The 14,977-nt window shown below is 67.7% G+C and carries 20 protein-coding genes; 6 read left to right on the top strand and 14 right to left on the bottom strand.

What is annotated here, in order from left to right; all coding sequences use genetic code 11:
* Positions 1-233: 233 nt before the first annotated feature.
* Positions 234-1,385, bottom strand: coding sequence for a bifunctional phosphopantothenoylcysteine decarboxylase/phosphopantothenate--cysteine ligase CoaBC (gene coaBC, locus BMW35_RS04755; protein WP_089668237.1), 1,152 nt, complete (start codon positions 1,383-1,385; stop codon positions 234-236).
* Positions 1,386-1,589: 204 nt separating this feature from the next.
* Positions 1,590-2,303, bottom strand: coding sequence for an NAD(P)/FAD-dependent oxidoreductase (locus tag BMW35_RS04750; protein WP_089668236.1), 714 nt, complete (start codon positions 2,301-2,303; stop codon positions 1,590-1,592).
* Between the two features lie 72 nt (positions 2,304-2,375).
* On the opposite strand from BMW35_RS04750, the gene BMW35_RS04745 reads away from it, so the two are divergent.
* Entirely contained in the window at positions 2,376-2,867 is a 492-nt protein-coding gene (locus BMW35_RS04745) for an SRPBCC family protein (RefSeq protein ID WP_089668235.1), read from the top strand.
* A 45-nt stretch (positions 2,868-2,912) separates the two neighbouring features.
* Here BMW35_RS04745 and BMW35_RS04740 read toward each other — a convergent pair whose 3' ends face one another.
* Positions 2,913-3,491 (bottom strand): plastocyanin/azurin family copper-binding protein, encoded by a 579-nt coding sequence (locus BMW35_RS04740; RefSeq protein ID WP_089668234.1) that lies wholly within the window; start codon positions 3,489-3,491, stop codon positions 2,913-2,915.
* Positions 3,492-3,563: 72 nt separating this feature from the next.
* On the bottom strand, positions 3,564-4,616 hold the full coding sequence (locus BMW35_RS04735) for a M42 family metallopeptidase (RefSeq protein ID WP_089668233.1): 1,053 nt from the start codon (positions 4,614-4,616) through the stop codon (positions 3,564-3,566).
* 142 nt (positions 4,617-4,758) lie between these two features.
* On the opposite strand from BMW35_RS04735, the gene BMW35_RS04730 reads away from it, so the two are divergent.
* From BMW35_RS04730 to BMW35_RS04715, 4 genes are all read left to right on the top strand, one after another.
* On the top strand, positions 4,759-5,016 hold the full coding sequence (locus BMW35_RS04730) for an MTH865 family protein (RefSeq protein WP_089668232.1): 258 nt from the start codon (positions 4,759-4,761) through the stop codon (positions 5,014-5,016).
* Positions 5,017-5,093: 77 nt separating this feature from the next.
* Positions 5,094-6,395 carry a M28 family peptidase gene (locus BMW35_RS04725; RefSeq protein WP_089668231.1) on the top strand — a complete coding sequence of 434 codons (1,302 nt, stop codon included), beginning with the start codon at positions 5,094-5,096 and terminating at the stop codon, positions 6,393-6,395.
* Between the two features lie 145 nt (positions 6,396-6,540).
* Positions 6,541-7,251, top strand: a complete 711-nt coding sequence (locus BMW35_RS04720; RefSeq protein WP_143052152.1) for an NAD(+)/NADH kinase — start codon at positions 6,541-6,543, stop codon at positions 7,249-7,251.
* 44 nt (positions 7,252-7,295) lie between these two features.
* Positions 7,296-7,736, top strand: a complete 441-nt coding sequence (locus BMW35_RS04715) for a DUF7313 family protein (RefSeq protein WP_089668229.1) — start codon at positions 7,296-7,298, stop codon at positions 7,734-7,736.
* A gap of 280 nt (positions 7,737-8,016) precedes the next feature.
* On the opposite strand, the gene BMW35_RS04710 is transcribed toward BMW35_RS04715, so the two are convergent.
* The 9 genes from BMW35_RS04710 to BMW35_RS04670 all read right to left on the bottom strand — a co-directional run bounded on the left by BMW35_RS04710 (position 8,017) and on the right by BMW35_RS04670 (position 13,689).
* Positions 8,017-8,277 (bottom strand): DUF7314 family protein, encoded by a 261-nt coding sequence (locus BMW35_RS04710; RefSeq protein ID WP_089668228.1) that lies wholly within the window; start codon positions 8,275-8,277, stop codon positions 8,017-8,019.
* Positions 8,270-8,563: a DUF7315 family membrane protein gene (locus tag BMW35_RS04705; protein ID WP_089668227.1), complete on the bottom strand. Its 294-nt coding sequence runs from the start codon at positions 8,561-8,563 to the stop codon at positions 8,270-8,272. Before BMW35_RS04705 ends, BMW35_RS04710 begins: the two co-directional genes overlap by 8 nt.
* A 185-nt stretch (positions 8,564-8,748) precedes the next feature.
* Entirely contained in the window at positions 8,749-9,510 is a 762-nt protein-coding gene (locus BMW35_RS04700) for a cytochrome b family protein (RefSeq protein ID WP_089668226.1), read from the bottom strand.
* Between the two features lie 2 nt (positions 9,511-9,512).
* Entirely contained in the window at positions 9,513-10,325 is an 813-nt protein-coding gene (locus tag BMW35_RS04695) for a cytochrome b (RefSeq protein ID WP_089668225.1), read from the bottom strand.
* Positions 10,326-10,327: 2 nt separating this feature from the next.
* Complete coding sequence (locus BMW35_RS04690; protein ID WP_089668224.1) at positions 10,328-11,155, bottom strand: Rieske 2Fe-2S domain-containing protein; 828 nt, start codon at positions 11,153-11,155, stop codon at positions 10,328-10,330.
* Between the two features lie 4 nt (positions 11,156-11,159).
* Positions 11,160-11,546 (bottom strand): DUF7318 family protein, encoded by a 387-nt coding sequence (locus BMW35_RS04685; protein WP_089668223.1) that lies wholly within the window; start codon positions 11,544-11,546, stop codon positions 11,160-11,162.
* Positions 11,546-12,217 (bottom strand): plastocyanin/azurin family copper-binding protein, encoded by a 672-nt coding sequence (locus BMW35_RS04680; RefSeq protein ID WP_089668222.1) that lies wholly within the window; start codon positions 12,215-12,217, stop codon positions 11,546-11,548. The genes BMW35_RS04685 and BMW35_RS04680 overlap by 1 nt, the downstream gene beginning before the upstream one ends.
* Before the next feature lie 75 nt (positions 12,218-12,292).
* The gene (locus BMW35_RS04675; protein ID WP_089668221.1) at positions 12,293-13,204 is read right to left on the bottom strand and encodes a DUF7319 domain-containing protein; all 912 of its coding nucleotides are present in this window, start codon (positions 13,202-13,204) and stop codon (positions 12,293-12,295) included.
* Positions 13,205-13,248: 44 nt separating this feature from the next.
* Positions 13,249-13,689 carry a hypothetical protein gene (locus BMW35_RS04670; protein ID WP_089668220.1) on the bottom strand — a complete coding sequence of 147 codons (441 nt, stop codon included), beginning with the start codon at positions 13,687-13,689 and terminating at the stop codon, positions 13,249-13,251.
* An 83-nt stretch (positions 13,690-13,772) separates the two neighbouring features.
* Here BMW35_RS04670 and BMW35_RS04665 point away from each other — a divergent pair, with 83 nt between their 5' ends.
* A complete protein-coding gene (locus tag BMW35_RS04665; protein ID WP_089668219.1) occupies positions 13,773-14,261 on the top strand; it encodes a DUF7321 family protein in 489 nt (162 codons plus the stop codon).
* On the opposite strand, the gene BMW35_RS04660 is transcribed toward BMW35_RS04665, so the two are convergent.
* Positions 14,258-14,953: an ArsR/SmtB family transcription factor gene (locus BMW35_RS04660; protein ID WP_089668218.1), complete on the bottom strand. Its 696-nt coding sequence runs from the start codon at positions 14,951-14,953 to the stop codon at positions 14,258-14,260. The genes BMW35_RS04665 and BMW35_RS04660 overlap by 4 nt on opposite strands.
* Positions 14,954-14,977 lie beyond the last annotated feature (24 nt).

Raw genomic sequence — 14,977 nt, 5'->3', positions numbered from 1 at the left:
CTCCGGTGGTTCGGGCCGCACCCCGTCGGGCGGCCGCGTAGCTGTCGTCATTGTCGTGTTCGGCAGGTGGCGGTGACCGATGATGATACCTTCGGTTTCCCCGGCTGTCGGCCGGTTTCGCCCCGTGAGGGTTGCTCTGGCTGCATCACGTTCGAGGAGTGGCGGTGACACACTGTGGGAGCCGCGTGAACCGTACCGGACGACGCGCGCGGTCCGGTGGCAGCGCCCCGTCCTCAGAGGCGGTCGGCGAGTTCGCCGGCGACTCGCCGCCCGAGCCCCTGTTTGTCGCCCACGAACTCGCTGGCGTCGTCGGCCGTGACGAACAGCGCGCGCGTCTCGTCGCCGCCCATCACGCTGGCGTCGTTCGCGACGACGAACGAGAGCGCGCTTCGGTCGAGGATGCCGCGGGCTGCCTCGACCATCGCGTCGTCCTCGCCCGACGTCTCCGCCTTGAAGCCGACTATCGGGAGAGTGGGGTATTCGTCGCGAACGGCGTCCAGAAGCTTCCGCGTCGGCTGGAGGTCGAGCGTGAGTTCCCGCCCGGAGCGAATCTTCTCCTCGCTCGGCTCGACGGTGTAGTCGCTGATGGCGGCCGCGGAGACGAGGGCGTCGGCGTCCTCGCAGGCGTCGAGTGTCGCCGCCGTCATCTCCGCGGCCGTCTCGACGTCGCACACGTCGGCGTACGGAACGTCGCCGTCGCCGTGGACGAGCGTCACGTCGGCACCCCGGACGTAGCAGGCGGCGGCGACGGCGCGACCGGTTTTCCCCGAGGACCGGTTCGTCAGCACGCGCACCGGGTCGATGGGTTCGCTCGTCGCGCCCGAGGTCACGACGACGTGCTCGCCGTCCAGCGGGCGGTCACCGGCGGCACGCGCGGCTGCGAGGACTATCGCCTCCTCACTGGCGATTTTCGCCTTTCCTTCTTCGACGCGCGGGTCGACGAAGTCCACGCCCCACGACGCCACGCGGTCGATGGCGTCGAGGACGCCCGGGTGGTCGTACATCGGCTCGTGCATCGCCGGCGCGACGACGACCGGGACGCCCGCCCCGAGCGCGGTGGTGGCGGTCGTCGTCACCGGTGAGTCGTCGACGGCGGCCGCGATTTTCCCGACGGTGTTCGCAGTCGCCGGCGCAATCAGGAAGACGTCCGCCCAGCCGTCGCGGCCGCAGAGTTTGACGTGCTCGACGCTCCCCGTGATTTCCGTGACGACCGGCGCGTCGGTCGCGAACTCGACCGCCCACGGGTGGACGATTCCCTGCGCGCTCTCGGTCACAACGGCTCGTACGCTCGCGCCGCGGCGGCGCAGCTCGTGGGCGAGCTCCACGACCTTCACCGCCGCGATGCTGCCCGTCACGCCGAGGGCGACGTTCACTCCGGAGAGCATTCCCCTGTGAGTCTGTGGGGTGAGGACTTAAATCGGGGCGATGGCAGACGCTGGCGGGAGTGGGCTGACAGGCGACCCCGGCGGAGCGGCGGCAGCTACCGACTCCCGGACTGCCCGACAGCGGGTCGCGCTCCCGCGGACTGCCGGGCGTCGGCGGTCACGTCACGGACGGCGGTGGTCCCGCCCTCACAGAAGAACGTTCGGCTACTCGTCGTCGACACTCGGGTGCTGGCTCGGTGGGTCGGCGGGTGAGCGACTATCGAGTGCTTCGAGACTCTCACGCTCGCGCTGCCGGCGTTCCTCCTCGCCGATTTCCTCCGTTCCCGGAGGAACGTCACGTCCTCGGCCCGTGAAGTAGCCGTCTGGTGCCACCCAGTCGTGGTAGTACGCCCTGTCGCTGTCCTCGACGACGGTGAGCCCCGCCGTCGCGCCGTGGCCGGCCGCGACGACCGCCTGGTGGTACTGGCGGGCGACGCGACCGGCGGCGTACAGACCGTCGACGTCGAGGCGCGCGAAGCGGTCGGCGACCAGCATCGTCTTCGACCCGCGCTGGACGCGCTCGACGTCGAAGCCGTCGAGGTAGCTGGTGTCCGGCCAAGACGCCGCCACCACGAACTCGGCAGCGTGCGCCGCGCCGGATTCGGTCTCGACGGTGAACGGTCGGTCTCCGGCCACGGACGCGACGTGCTCGTCGACGAAGCCGACGCCGGCGTCGGCGGCCTGCTCGCGGGTGGCGTCGAGGAACGACCGCGCGTTCACGCCCGCAGGGAACCCCGGAACGTTCTCCAGGTGGGCGTTCCGCGCGAGAATCGACTCACCGCCGTCGAACACCGTCGTGTCGAGGCCGGCGCGGGCCGTGTACGTGGCTGCCATCAGGCCGGCGGGCCCGCCGCCGACCACTGCGACTCGCTCGGTCATCGTCACTGATTGACGGGCGAGGAACACAAGTGTCGCGGTACGACTATACTGCCGGCGGCCCTGGGACGCAGCGTGGACACCCTCGAAGTCACCACCGACGTCCGCGTGCCTCCGGAGGAGGCGTACGCGTTCCTCGAGAACTTTCCCGGGTACGCGCGGTACTCGAAGTACCTCGACTCGGTCCGGCAGCACGGCGACGGCAGCGCGGGCACGGAGTACGACTTGACGTTCTCGTGGTGGAAGCTCTCGCACACCTTCCGGTCCCGCGTGGCGGACACGGACGAACCGAACCGCATCGACTGGGAAGTCCTTGGGACGCTGGACGCCAGCGGCCAGTGGCTCGTCGAAGCGGCCGAAGACGGCGCAGAAGTCTCGCTGGTCGTGACCTACGACTCCGGGAGCGCGAGGGGCGTCCTCGACCTCCCGATGTTCGCGTCGTTCGACTGGGTCGCCCAGCGCGTCGTCGAGAAAATCACCGAGGAGGGCGAACGCGTCGTCGAACGCGTCGTCGCCGACCTCGAAGGGCAGCGCCGTCCGGTCGACCTCCACGTGGAGACGCGGTAGCGTCCGGGCCAGCGGTGTCGAGCGAACGGTGCGGGCGGCCGGCCGTTACTCCTCGAACTCGCCGTCGTAGTCGCCGCCGTACTTCATGAAGAAGTACGCGATGCCGAGGACGGACGTCATCGACCCGACCGCCGCGACGGCCAGGGTCTTCGCGGAGTCCGGGACGAGAGTCTGGTAGCCCTCGTTCTCCGGTGGGCTGTCGGTCACGATGATGGTGCCCTCCATGCCGACGGAAGCGTGGGGGTCACAGACGTAGTTGTACTCGCCCATCGGCCCGTCGAACGTGTACTCGTACTCCATCGGCGGCCCCGTTATCTCGGTTTTCGCGCTCCACTCGGCGTCACCGGGAACTTCCGTCGCGTGAACGTTGTGCCCGCTGCCCTCCCAGACGAACCGCACCGTGGTCCCGGGAGTGACGTAGAGCTCTGCGGGGTCGAAGATGTTCTGGCCGTTCGGCCCAACCTTCACGATTTTCTCCCCGCTGCTGCTTCCCTCGCCGTCTCCGCCTTCCTCCTGGGCGGCTGCGGTGCCAGTCGCGGCGGTCGCAGCGGCCGCGGCCGCGCCGGCACGGATGACGCTCCGCCGGGACACCTGCCCGTCGTCGCCGTCGTTCTCGGAGTTCATGCCGTCCGCTAGGGAATCACGGGTACTGAATACTTTGGTTTGACTCCCCGGGGACGCGAGCAGGTGGTCCGCTCAGAGCGTGAAGTCCTCGCTGCCGTCGAGACTCGTCACGAACGCCGCCGTGAGGTCGACGACGTGCTCGATGTCGTCGGTGTGCACGGCCTCGACGGGCGTGTGGAGATATCTGGTGGGCGTGGAGATTGCGCCGACGGGCGTCGCGCCGTGGGTGCGCTGGAGCGGACCGGTGTCGGTGCCGCCCGCGCCCAGAACCTCGCGCTGGTGGTCGATACCCTCGCTGTCGGCGACGTCGAGGAGGTGGTCGACGACCTTCGGGTTCGGGATGACGACGCCGTCCTTGAACTTCACCGCCGCGCCCTCGCCGACCTCCGTGACGTAGTCTTCCTCGTAGACGAACTGCGGGATGTCGTTGGCGACCGTCGTGTCGAGGTTCAGGACGAGGTCGGGTTCGATGTCCGGGCCGAGCGCCTCCGCACCCCGCAGCCCGACCTCCTCCTGCGTGGTCGCGACCCAGTGAACCGTGACGTCGGGCGACGCGCGCTCGGCGGCCTTCAGCAGCTCGTAGACGCTCACGCGGTTGTCCAGCGCCTTCGCGGTGACGAGGTCTCCCACTGGCTCCAGACGCTGTGAGAGCGTCACGGCGTCACCGACCTGTACGTGGTCTCCGACGTCGTCGGCGGGCAGCCCCACGTCGATGAAGACGTCCCGAATCTCGTCGCGGTCCCGCGTGTCGGGGTTGTCCTCGATGTGTGGCGGCGGCGACCCGATGACGCCCGGGATGTCGCCGTCGTCGGTGTGGACGGTCGCGCGCTCGGCCCGCAGAATCCGGGGGTCCCAGCCGCCGAGCGCGTCCACCTGCACGAAGCCGTCCTCGTGGACGTGCTTCACGATGAATCCGATTTCGTCCATGTGCGCGGGCACCAGCACCTCGAAGTCTGGGTTCTGGCTGCCCTCCACGGTCGCAATCAGGTTCCCCATCGCGTCCGTCTGGACCTCCTCCACGTCGTCCGGGAGGTGGGCGCGCACCACGTCGCGGACGCGCTCCTCGTGGCCGGGCGCGCCGCTGGTCTCGGTCAGTTCCCGCAGCAGGTCTAAGTCGACGGCCATACGTGTGACAGGCTATCGCGACCCAATAAAGGCCCGCGTCCCGGTAGGCTGGACGGCGCTACGGGGACTGCGGCCGGGAAACTCCACGCCCGGGGTTCGGGGTTCCAGAACCCTTTTGCCGGACGCCGGAGACGTACCGTTCATGTCCGACACCGAAGCCGAACTCCGCGAGGAACTCACCGAGGCGTTCTCGAACGCCGACTACCCCGTGAAGAACCAGATGGGTCTCGTGCCCGCGCTCCCGAACGGCCCGTCGACGTCCTTCGAGGCCGGCGGCCAGTCCTGGACCGCGATGGAGCTCGCGACGAAGCTCTCCAGCCGCGCCGAGTTCCCCTACGACAACGTCGACGACCTGGTCGACGACGTCATCGCGGGTCTGAAAGACGAAGACGAGCTGTAACCCGGCTGTCGGCTCGGGGAGCCAGCGGTGGTTCCTCTTCCACAACTTCTTAGCGGACGTTCCTCGTCTGGCCAGCCATGGCTGACTGGATCGGTGACACCTTCACGAGCGACACCGGCTGGACCCACCTCGAACGACTCGTCGACGTCCGCAACCGGATGGCGGGCAGCGACGGCGAACGCGAGGCGGCCGTGGCCACGCGCGACGCGCTGGCCGAGCACGCCGACGACGCCTGGCTCGACGAGTTCGACATTCAGGGCTGGACGCGCGGCGACAGCGGCGTCGAGACGCCCGCCGGCGTCGAGGACTCCATCGCACTTCCGCGCAGTCCCAGCGGTGACGCAGCCGGCGAGTTCGTGGACCTCGGCCACGGCCTCCCCGAGGACTTCGAGGACGCCGACCTCGACGGGAAGGTCGTCATGGTCGCATCGGACGTCCCCGACTGGTACGACCGCTACCTCCACCGCCGGGAGAAGTACTACCACGCCGTCGAGGCCGGTGCCGCAGCCTTCGTCTACGAGAACCACGTCGAGGGCTGTCTGCCGCCGACGGGCAGTGTCGGTACTTCGGACGCCCCTATCGGCGACATCCCGGCCGTCGGCGTCTCCCGGGAAGTCGGTGCCCGGCTCTCGCGGCGCTTCGAGGGCGACGAGGTCACCGTCTCGGTGAACGCCGACGTCCACGACGCGACCAGCCAGAACGTCCACGCGACGCTCGGCCCCGACACCGACGAGGAGCTGCTCGTCACCAGCCACGTCGACGCCCACGACATCGCCGAGGGCGCGATGGACAACGGTGCCGGCACAGCGATGGTCGTCGAAGTCGCTCGCGCGCTCGCGGCCCGCGAGGACGAACTCGACACCAGAATCCACTTCGTCTGCTACGGCGCGGAGGAAGTCGGCCTCGTCGGCGCTGCCCACGACGCCGACGAACGCGACCTCGCCAGCGTGCGTGCCGTTCTCAACTTCGACGGCGTCGTCCGCGGCCGCACGCTGAAGTTCTACGCCCACGGCTTCGACGCGCTCGCGGACGCCGCGCGCGGCGTCGGCGATGACTTCGGACACCCGGTCTCCGTGACGCCGAAACTCGGCCCGCACTCCGACCACTGGGAGTACGTCCAGCACGGCGTCCCCGGCTACCACGTCGCCAGCGAGACCGGCGGTGCCGGCCGCGGCTGGGGCCACACGTACGCCGACACGCTCGAGAAACTCGAAGTCCGGAACTTCCGGGAGCAGGCAGTCCTCCTCACCGACCTCGCCGTCCGCCTCGCCGACGACGGGTTCGCCGTCGCGCACGCCAGCGAGGCTGACATCGCCGCCGCCCTCGAGGACGAAGATCTCGCCGAGGGCATGAAGATCACCGGCGACTGGCCGTACTGACCGAGCCGACTCCTCGCCCAGCCACCTCGCGCCCGCGGGGTTTTTGTGACTGCCGCGCCGCAGTCTCACCGATGACACGGACGCCGACCGACGGGTCGCCCCGCGCGGAGAATCCGGTGACTGCACCCACCGGCGGGTGGTCGCGGTGACGACGCGGGTCGCCGTCGTCGGCGACGACACCGGCGAAGCGACCGACGCCGTCAGGGACGCCGGCGGGACGGTCGTCGACCCGGCCGACGCCGACGTCGTCGCTGCGCTCGGCGAGGACCCACTGCTGGACGCCGCTGTCGACCCGCCGGCTCCGCTCCTGCCAGTCGATGCCGGCCGCGAGTACGGCGGCGTCGCCCGCGCGGACGTCGAGCCCGCGCTCGCGTCGCTGGCCGCTGGCGACTTCTCCGCCGTCGACCGGCCGACGCTGGCCGTCGACGCTCCCGGCGTCTCCGCGCGAGCGCTCGCTGACGTCACCCTCGCGACCACCGAACCCGCGAAGATATCCGAGTTCGTCGTCGACGCCGGCGACCGCCGCGTCGACTCGGTGCGCGCGGACGGCGTCGTCGCCGCCACTCCCACCGGGAGTCGGGGGTACGCCACGGACGCCGGTGGTCCACGCCTCGAACCCGATGTGCCGGCCGTCGGCGTCGTCCCCATCTCGCCGTTCCGCGTCGACCGCACCAACTGGGTGGTCGCGCCCCCGCTGTCGGTCACCGTCGCCCGCGACGAGACCAGTGTCGAACTCCACGTCGACGGCCGAACACACGGGACGCTCGCCGTCGACGACCCGGTCGCGCTCACCTGGGGCGAGCCGCTGCGAGTCGCTGTCGTGCCGGCGACGCGCCGCCCGCCGCGGCCCGATTGAGCGATTGGAAAAGACATAATACCGCGACACACCGAAACCCGCACATGGTAGACCCCTCGGTCGCGCTCTTCGGGCCTCTCGACACACTGGTCGCGCCCTACATCGAGTTCGTGCTACTGGCACTCGTCCTGCTGAACTTCGTGAGCCGCCGGGTCGCGCACGGTCAGCACGTCAAGCAGGCCGAGGACGGCGCTGACGCCATCTCCCGGCATCCCTTCCACTCGTTCACGACGTGGGGGCTCGTGCTCTCGACGTTCTACTACCTCACGCTCCACCACCACTCGGGGATGGTGCTCGCGACGCTCGTCCTCAGTATGTACATCGCGGACCTCTTCGAGTTCGAGGCCCGGAAAGTCGAAGCACGCGAGGGCCACGGACTGGAACGGCCGAAGGGCGCGCTCGTCGCAGCCACGTTCACGTTCCTCTACGTCGCCTTCATCAGCGTGTTCTACCTCATCAAGCCGTACTGGACGCAGGTCATCTGAGGTCTCTCGCGGCCCGACACCGTTCGCACTCGTTTTCTCCGAGCGAACTCCACGCCGCAGTCGCCACACAGTAGTGCGTCGGCTGTGTCTCCTCGCGCCTTTTCGACGGTCTGTACTGCCTGTGGCCCCTTCAGCGGTGGAAGTTGGTAACCGTGGACCGTCCGGTCGCGCTCTATCGCCCGCTCCGCCGATAGCTATCGCTGACCTCAGCCCAGACCGTCAGTGGGTTGGCCGGCGCAGCAGCTACTCGGGACGAGATTGTCGGAAGAACGGACGTCAGTTACTCGCCGCTGTACTTCGCGTGCAGTTCGCGGCCGAGCGGAACGCCGATCCAGAAGAACAGCGCGCCGAAGATGGCCAGCCAGAACATCCCCTCGAGGAGGACGACGGCCAGCTGGTCGTACATCGTCAGTTCGCTCGGGACCGAACTGGTCAGCTGTCCGCCGGCGAAACTCGGCGTCTTGTACCAGCCCGCGAGCACCATCCAGACCAGGCCCGCACCCGTCAACAGGCCAAGTCCCTTCGCAAACTCGTCAGCCATTATCGGATGTTTCGTCGTCGCTGTTCTTATCCGTTACCATTCCGCGAGCCCGGAACCGGGACGCGAACGCGTACACCACGCCGCCCGCGGCGATGAGTCCGACACCGAGTGCGGCCGTCGGCACGCTCACTTCCTCCGGGGCCGCCGACCCAGTGTCTGTCGCCGCGTCCAGGGCGACGAACCCGAGGACGACCGCGACGATTGCGAACAGCGTCGAGAACACCGTCACGGTCTTGTAGAGTCGCTCCGGGACGACGACCTCGCGGCCGCGGGAGTCGTCTGCCATCTCTCGGGACTCGGGCTGCAGGCTACTTTACTGCGGCGGAACCACTGCCCAGACTGGCGCATCGGGGACGGTGGCCGAGAGTACACAGGCACACGAGCGACTCGACTGGGGACAGTGTGACGGAACAGGACGGCAAAACGAGGAACGGTGATGTCGCGGAAACCGACGGGTCTCCGACGGACCGCTTACTTCGGCGGCCGCAGCTTGTAGTACCGCCGGTTCAGGTCGTACATGTACCCCTCGCGCATCGACTTCAGCAGCGGGTACGCGAGCGCGCCCATGAGCGGCGGCAGCAGGAACGTCAGGTCGAACAGCAGGTGGGGGTCGAGCGGGATGAGGTTCTTCGCGGAGTACGCGCTGATGGTGAACGCGAAGACCACGCCCATCACGCCGACGGACGCCCAGAACGGCTGCTCGACGGGTCGGCGAGCGCTCCCCTTGTTGAGGAACGGCACGATGGCGATGAAGCCGACCACGACGACGTTCGCGAGCACGCCGTACGTCCGGTCGGCGAGCAGCTTCTCGCCGCCGAGGATGGCGAGCTCGGGGTTCAGCGGGCCGAGCTTCAGCAGGCCGAACGACCAGTAGAGGTACCAGTCGGGCAGAATGATACTCGGCGTCACGCTCGGGTTCGCCGGGTCACCGAGGTGCGGTGGGAGCGTCGCCGCCAGGAAGATGATCATCCCGACGAAGAAGCTCGTCAGCGCGAGGTTGCGCACGAGCTCGTGGGGCCACGTCGGGAACGCCAGCACGTCACGCTCGACGTAGTCGGACTCCTGACGGAGGTTCTGATCCTCGCGTCGCGAGCGCTCGAAGTACTCGTAGGTCAGCCGGGAGAGCCCCGTCGTGCGCTCCTTGCGCTCGCGCCACGTCGGAGTCTCGTCGTCCGGCGGAACGATGCCCGTGCCGTCGGTCCGAGGTTCCTCGGATTGGTTGTCGTCTGTCATTGTCAGTGGGGTTCCGCGATGCCCTGCATCCACACCAGCCCGAGGTGGATGGCGATGACCGTCGTCACCACGAACGGGAGCAGGAACACGTGGAGGATGTACATCCGCTGGAGCGTCGCCTGGCCCAGCGAGAAGCCGCCGAACATGAGCTGTGCCACCCACTCACCGACGAACGGTATGGAGAGGCTCATCTCGACGCCGATCTGTCCCGCCCAGTACGCCAGCTGGTCCCACGGGAGCAGGTAACCGGTGTACCCGAAGACCATCGTCAGGCTGAGCAGAACGATGCCGATCAGCCAGTTCACTTCGCGCGGCTCCTTGTACGAGCCCGTGAAGTAGACGCGGAGCATGTGCAGGAAGACCGCGGCGGTCATCACCTGCGCGGCCCACCGGTGCAGCGACCGGAGGAAGAACCCGAAGTTCAGGTCCGTCATGATGGCGGCGACGGTGCTGTACGCGACCGTCGCGCCCTCGATGTTGGCCGTGCCGGCGGCCGCGGACGGCGAGTAGTAGAACCCCAGCAGTGCGCCGGAGATCGCCGCGACGACGTACGCCAACGTCGAGAAGAACCCCAGCGAGTACAGCGGGTACCAGTACCAGAACTTGTTGTCGAGGTTGTACTGTTCGGTGTGGCTCTTCGGCATCTGGAGGTTGACGCGGTAGTACAGCGTCTCCAGCAGCTCCAGGTAGTCGACGATGCGGATGCGGCGGTCCAGCCAGACCAGCACCGTGAGGAACGTACTCTCGATGGGCGTCAGGTCTTTCTCCTGAATCCAGGCTTCGTGGTCGTGTTCGTCTTTGCGTTCGACACTCATTGTCAGTTCTCCGGCCGCGCGAACGCGACGAAGCTCTTTTTCACGATGCTGTACGGGTCGTAGATCGACTGGTGGCACTGACAGTAGATCTTGTCATCGGCTCCGCCGTAACTGGACGTCCGGAAGCCGCTCGGCGCACAGCAGAAGTGCGTGCACTTGTTCAGGATGGCCATGAAGCCGTCCTGCGTGGCGGCGTCCAGCCAGTCGACAACCTCGCCGCTCTCGGACTCGATTTTGTCCTCGATGATGGAACTACGGATAATCTGAATCGGCATCGTGTTCTCCGTGTTCTGGGAGCGCCACGTCGCCTTCGCAGGCTTCCCGATGCCGGCGTCGCCGTAGTCGTTCTCCCAGGTGTCGTAGTCCTGGAAGTCCTCGACGTTGACACGGCCCGAGGTCGGCTGCCAATCGTAGCCCGTGTTCGAGTACCGGAAGTAGTTGTCACCGTCGTAGCCCGGGTCGACTCCCTCGTAGCCCTGCACGCCGCAGTACTGGAACCAGTCGGGGCTGTACTCGATGCCGCCGATTTCCTCGCGGGCGACCTCGACGGTCTCGCCCTTCTGTTCGACTTTCTGGACTTCGGGGTAGATACCGCGAACGAACCCCTCGTCGTCGATTTCGAGCGGGACCATCGGCATCCCTCTCGGTGCCGGACCCGCGACGTTCTCCACGGCGTAGTACTCGACCGGGCCACCGCCGGCACCGCTCGGGTTCGTGACACTGTCGAGGGCCGCGACACCGGCCGTGCCGGCGCCGGCGAGGGTCGCACTCCCCACGACACCCTTCACGAACCGGCGACGCCCCGAGCTCTCTGGGTACTTATCTGACATAGTGTTATTTCCTCATGTACGGGTAGACCGCCTTCTTGAACTGTTCGACCGTGTCCCCGACCATCGACGTCCCGTCGGCCTGGTCCTCACGGATGTAGAGGTCCTCCCACTTCCGGCGGCGCTTCTTCACGATCATCACGTCCGGGAGGAACTCCTTGCGGTACAGCATGAGGATGAACGAGAGGTCGATGAAGATGGCCGCGAGCAGGAACCCGAGGTACATGTTGCCGACCGGGTCGGTGCCGAGGCCGGTGACGAGTCCCCACGTGAACAGCGCGACGAACACCACCTCGACGATGGTGAGCAAGACGATGGTGATCATCGCCGCGGTGCTCTCGTTGGCGGGTTCGTACCGGTGGATGTCGCCGTAGTTGGAGCCTTTGGATGACATTATTCTTTGTTCGGTGCGCTGGCGTGGCGCGACTCGCCGTACTTCAACACGAAGAACGTGTACACCAGACTCACGATCATCATGAGAATGGTGGCGATACCGACGAAGTGGGCCTGGAACGGCACGCCCATCTCGTGGGGTGTCCGCGACTCGCCACCACCGCCTTCGCCCTCCGGCGGAGCGCCGGACTCGTTGACGACGACGGTGCCCTCCATGCCGACGGAGGCGTGGGGGTCACAGACGTAGTTGTACTCGCCGGTCGGCCCGTCGAACGTGTACTCGTACTCGAACGGCGGTGAGACGATCTCCGTCTGCACGCTCCAGTCGGCTTCGTCCGGGACACCGGTCGCGTGGACGTTGTGGCCTTCTCCTTCCCACACCCACTTGACGGTGTCACCGGGCGCGACGTAGACGGTGGCCGGTTCGAATACGTTCTGACCATTGGGTCCGACTGCGACGGTCTTGGTGGTGCCGCCACCGCCGCCACCGGACGTGGCCGTGCTGTTGCCCTCTGTGCCGTTGCCCGTCGTCGTGCCGTTGGCTGTGGAGTTGTTACCCTCCTGTTGCAGGACGGCTGACGAGGACGGAGACGACTGCGCACCGGCTGCTCCGACGGCCGCGGCACCGCCAGCCGAACCGGTCGCGATTTTCAGAAAGTCCCGCCTCTTCATACACTCCAGAATCAGGATGGGAAACGCATAAACCCACCGATGGCCCGGTGCCGCTACGAGGCCAGTATCGGCGGCTTACGGGGCTTCTTCGCCCGGTTCCGCACTCTCGTCGTAGCCGTCGGTCTCGGGGACGAACGGCGGCCGCTCTCCGCCACCGACGCCCGCCGAGCGGAGGCGGTTCCGGAACTCTTCGGCCCGGAAGCGGTCCGAGAGGCGCGCGTTCGCGACGAGTGTGAGCATGAACACGCCGAAGGCGACGAATCCGACGCCGGCGATGGCGGCGATGACTGCGGAGTCACCGAGCGGGTGGAGCGTCAGTGTCGTCCCCGCGACTGAACAGGCGTGTGCGGCCGAGTCCGGGACGGACGGGCAGCCGCGCACGATGGGGTCGTAGACGAACGGCGCGAAGAACAGCAGGACGCCGGCCACCAGCTGAGCGATGCCGACGTACTTCAGCAGCGACGTTCCGAAGCCGCCGCTGCCCTCGGGTATCTCTCGAGGGTCCGGGAGGCCGGCCCCTTCCGGCGGTTCGGGAACGTCGTAGTCGTCCATCGAGCAGAGCGCGACAGTCGGTTTCACGTCCCGAAGCACCGTCCCCGACCCCTCGACGGTGCCGTCGTCGTAGACGACGCCGTACCCCTCGTCGGAGTACGCGAGTACGACCGGTTCGCCGTCGATGCTGTCGCGCTCGACGACGGCGAACACGTCGCGCGTGGCGACGCGGTGCCTGAGGTCGGCTTCCACGCGGTCGAGGAGGTCTGCCCCTGTAATCCAGGTGTCCGGGTCGAAGGCCGCCTCCCACTCCTCGGCGGTCATATCGGCCATCTGTCCGGGGCCGAACTCCTCGAAGTCGTACTCCTCGTCGACGTCCGCCGCGACCTCGCTCGGGGTTACTTGCGCTCGCTCCGGGTCCGGCTCGCGTCCGTCCGGCGGGGTGTCGTCACCCGACGGCTCGGACTCGTCTCCGCCGGCGCTGGAGTCCGTCATCCCCTGAGGGTTGCGGTCCGAGCGTGTAAACGCTTCCGACCGACCTACGTGACTGCCTTCGTGACGCTCGTCTCGTTCTCGCGGACAGTCACCCGGTGGTACTGGTAGGCCAGGACGGAGGCCTCGTACACGACTTCGCCGTCCCGTTCGACGACGACGTGCACGCCGTGCCCGCGCTCGTGAATACTTCTGGTGAACGAGCGCTCCTCGCCCGCCCGAACAGCGAACTGCTCGGTGTCTCCCTCGGGTGCGAGCGTGACGGTGACGTTCTCGGCGTCGTGCCACGCTTGCACGGTGAGGTGGCGACTGGTGTGCGACGTTCCGTGTGCTGTGTGCGGTTCGATTGTCTCACCGGTCGTCGGCGCGGTCGTGGCAGCGGCCGTCGTTGTAGTCGTGTCGTCGCCGACGCCACCGGACGGACCATCACCGGTGCAGCCGGCGACCGCGACGAGGAGGGCGACCAGCAGCACGCGCCTCGGGGACATGTTCGGCCGTTCCCCCAGATTCGGCATACGTCTTGTGGGCCGCGAGTCGAACCGGTTTTGTCCCGTCGGCCGAAGGACCACACATGGTCGAGGACGTGGCGGTCGCCACCGTCGCCGGGTTGCTCGTCACGCTGAGTTTCCCCTTCTACATCTACGGCGCGTGGATCATCATCGACGCCGAACCGGTGACGTGGGGCGTGCTCCGCCACCACCTCTCGTACATCTTCGTCGGCCTCACACTCAACACGGTGCCCGTCGCCGTCTGGATGATTCCCCGGCTGTTCGACCAGCTCGGCGGGTTCGCTGCTCTCCACGCTTTCTTCGGCGTGCAGGCGTACGCGTTCCTCGCGTTCGCGCTCACGGGCATCGTCCCAATCCTCCGCGCGAAGCGCGAGTACAACCTCTACAACGACCCGGACCGGGACATCGAAATCGACGAGATTCACGAGAACATGGGCGCTTGGCGGATGCGGCTGCGCGGCGGCGTCGTCGGGTACGTCGGCTGCTGGCTCGTCGCGTGGGTGCTCGGCGTCGTCCGGTACGCGATGCGGTACAACGAGATTCCGATTTAGCGGCCGCGGTACCAAGAGAATCCGAGGACGACAGCCAGCATCAGCAGGCCGCCAGCGAAGAACAGCAGGCCCGGTGGGACGCCACCCGCGACGGCGTCGGCTGCCTCCGCGACGAAGTCGGTGGCCTCCGAATCTGCAGCCTTTTCCACCGTCTGCTGGGCCGTCGTATTTGCGTCGACGCTTTCCTTGGAGGCGAGCTGGAATCCACCGCCCTCACCTCCCCCGGTGGTGGCGGCCTGTCCGTCGGACGCCTGGCCGCCGACCAGCCGCTGGACCACGAAGCTCGCCGCGCCGAGGATGCCGACCACGCCGAGCAGCCGCAGCAGCCGGTCTTTGAGCGCAGGGGCCGACGACTCGTCGGACGCGAACAGCACCAGCGAGTCGCTCGCTGGCGCGTACACCTTCATCTCCCGGCCCTGCTCGGAGTACCACGTGTCCGCGACCTCTACCAGGTCCGCGTCGACGAGCTTCTCGATGTGGTAGCTCGCGTTCTGCAGGGACGTGTCGACGCGGTCGGCGACGCTCGACGCCGTATCGGGGTCCTCGTAGAGCGCCGCGAGAATCTCGCGGGCGGTCCCCGAGGACAGCGCCTCGAAGACCTCGTCGGCGGCGTCCTCCCGGATGCTCACGACCTCCGAGCCCTCGCCGCGCTCCACGGACGACCCGCCCGGGAGTAGACGGTTCGCTGTCATCGACTGGGGATTCGTCCCCCTCCA

The sequence above is a fragment of the Halobacterium jilantaiense genome, assembly GCF_900110535.1.
In the GTDB taxonomy this organism is placed as follows: domain Archaea; phylum Halobacteriota; class Halobacteria; order Halobacteriales; family Halobacteriaceae; genus Halobacterium; species Halobacterium jilantaiense.
This window is presented reverse-complemented; position numbering and strand designations above follow the sequence as displayed.

Bases quoted from the DNA above. Each gene is read 5' to 3' on its own strand.
- BMW35_RS04695 (WP_089668225.1), bottom strand. From the start codon at position 10,325: ATGAGTGTCGAACGCAAAGACGAACACGACCACGAAGCCTGGATTCAG.
- BMW35_RS04710 (WP_089668228.1), bottom strand. From the start codon at position 8,277: ATGGCTGACGAGTTTGCGAAGGGACTTGGCCTGTTGACGGGTGCGGGC.
- BMW35_RS04705 (WP_089668227.1), bottom strand. From the start codon at position 8,563: ATGGCAGACGACTCCCGCGGCCGCGAGGTCGTCGTCCCGGAGCGACTC.
- BMW35_RS04740 (WP_089668234.1), bottom strand. From the start codon at position 3,491: ATGAACTCCGAGAACGACGGCGACGACGGGCAGGTGTCCCGGCGGAGC.
- BMW35_RS04670 (WP_089668220.1), bottom strand. From the start codon at position 13,689: ATGTCCCCGAGGCGCGTGCTGCTGGTCGCCCTCCTCGTCGCGGTCGCC.
- BMW35_RS04735 (WP_089668233.1), bottom strand. From the start codon at position 4,616: ATGGCCGTCGACTTAGACCTGCTGCGGGAACTGACCGAGACCAGCGGC.
- BMW35_RS04715 (WP_089668229.1), top strand. From the start codon at position 7,296: ATGGTAGACCCCTCGGTCGCGCTCTTCGGGCCTCTCGACACACTGGTC.
- coaBC (WP_089668237.1), bottom strand. From the start codon at position 1,385: ATGCTCTCCGGAGTGAACGTCGCCCTCGGCGTGACGGGCAGCATCGCG.
- BMW35_RS04685 (WP_089668223.1), bottom strand. From the start codon at position 11,546: ATGTCATCCAAAGGCTCCAACTACGGCGACATCCACCGGTACGAACCC.
- BMW35_RS04750 (WP_089668236.1), bottom strand. From the start codon at position 2,303: ATGACCGAGCGAGTCGCAGTGGTCGGCGGCGGGCCCGCCGGCCTGATG.
- BMW35_RS04690 (WP_089668224.1), bottom strand. From the start codon at position 11,155: ATGTCAGATAAGTACCCAGAGAGCTCGGGGCGTCGCCGGTTCGTGAAG.
- BMW35_RS04700 (WP_089668226.1), bottom strand. From the start codon at position 9,510: ATGACAGACGACAACCAATCCGAGGAACCTCGGACCGACGGCACGGGC.
- BMW35_RS04725 (WP_089668231.1), top strand. From the start codon at position 5,094: ATGGCTGACTGGATCGGTGACACCTTCACGAGCGACACCGGCTGGACC.
- BMW35_RS04675 (WP_089668221.1), bottom strand. From the start codon at position 13,204: ATGACGGACTCCAGCGCCGGCGGAGACGAGTCCGAGCCGTCGGGTGAC.
- BMW35_RS04660 (WP_089668218.1), bottom strand. From the start codon at position 14,953: ATGACAGCGAACCGTCTACTCCCGGGCGGGTCGTCCGTGGAGCGCGGC.
- BMW35_RS04665 (WP_089668219.1), top strand. From the start codon at position 13,773: ATGGTCGAGGACGTGGCGGTCGCCACCGTCGCCGGGTTGCTCGTCACG.
- BMW35_RS04730 (WP_089668232.1), top strand. From the start codon at position 4,759: ATGTCCGACACCGAAGCCGAACTCCGCGAGGAACTCACCGAGGCGTTC.
- BMW35_RS04680 (WP_089668222.1), bottom strand. From the start codon at position 12,217: ATGAAGAGGCGGGACTTTCTGAAAATCGCGACCGGTTCGGCTGGCGGT.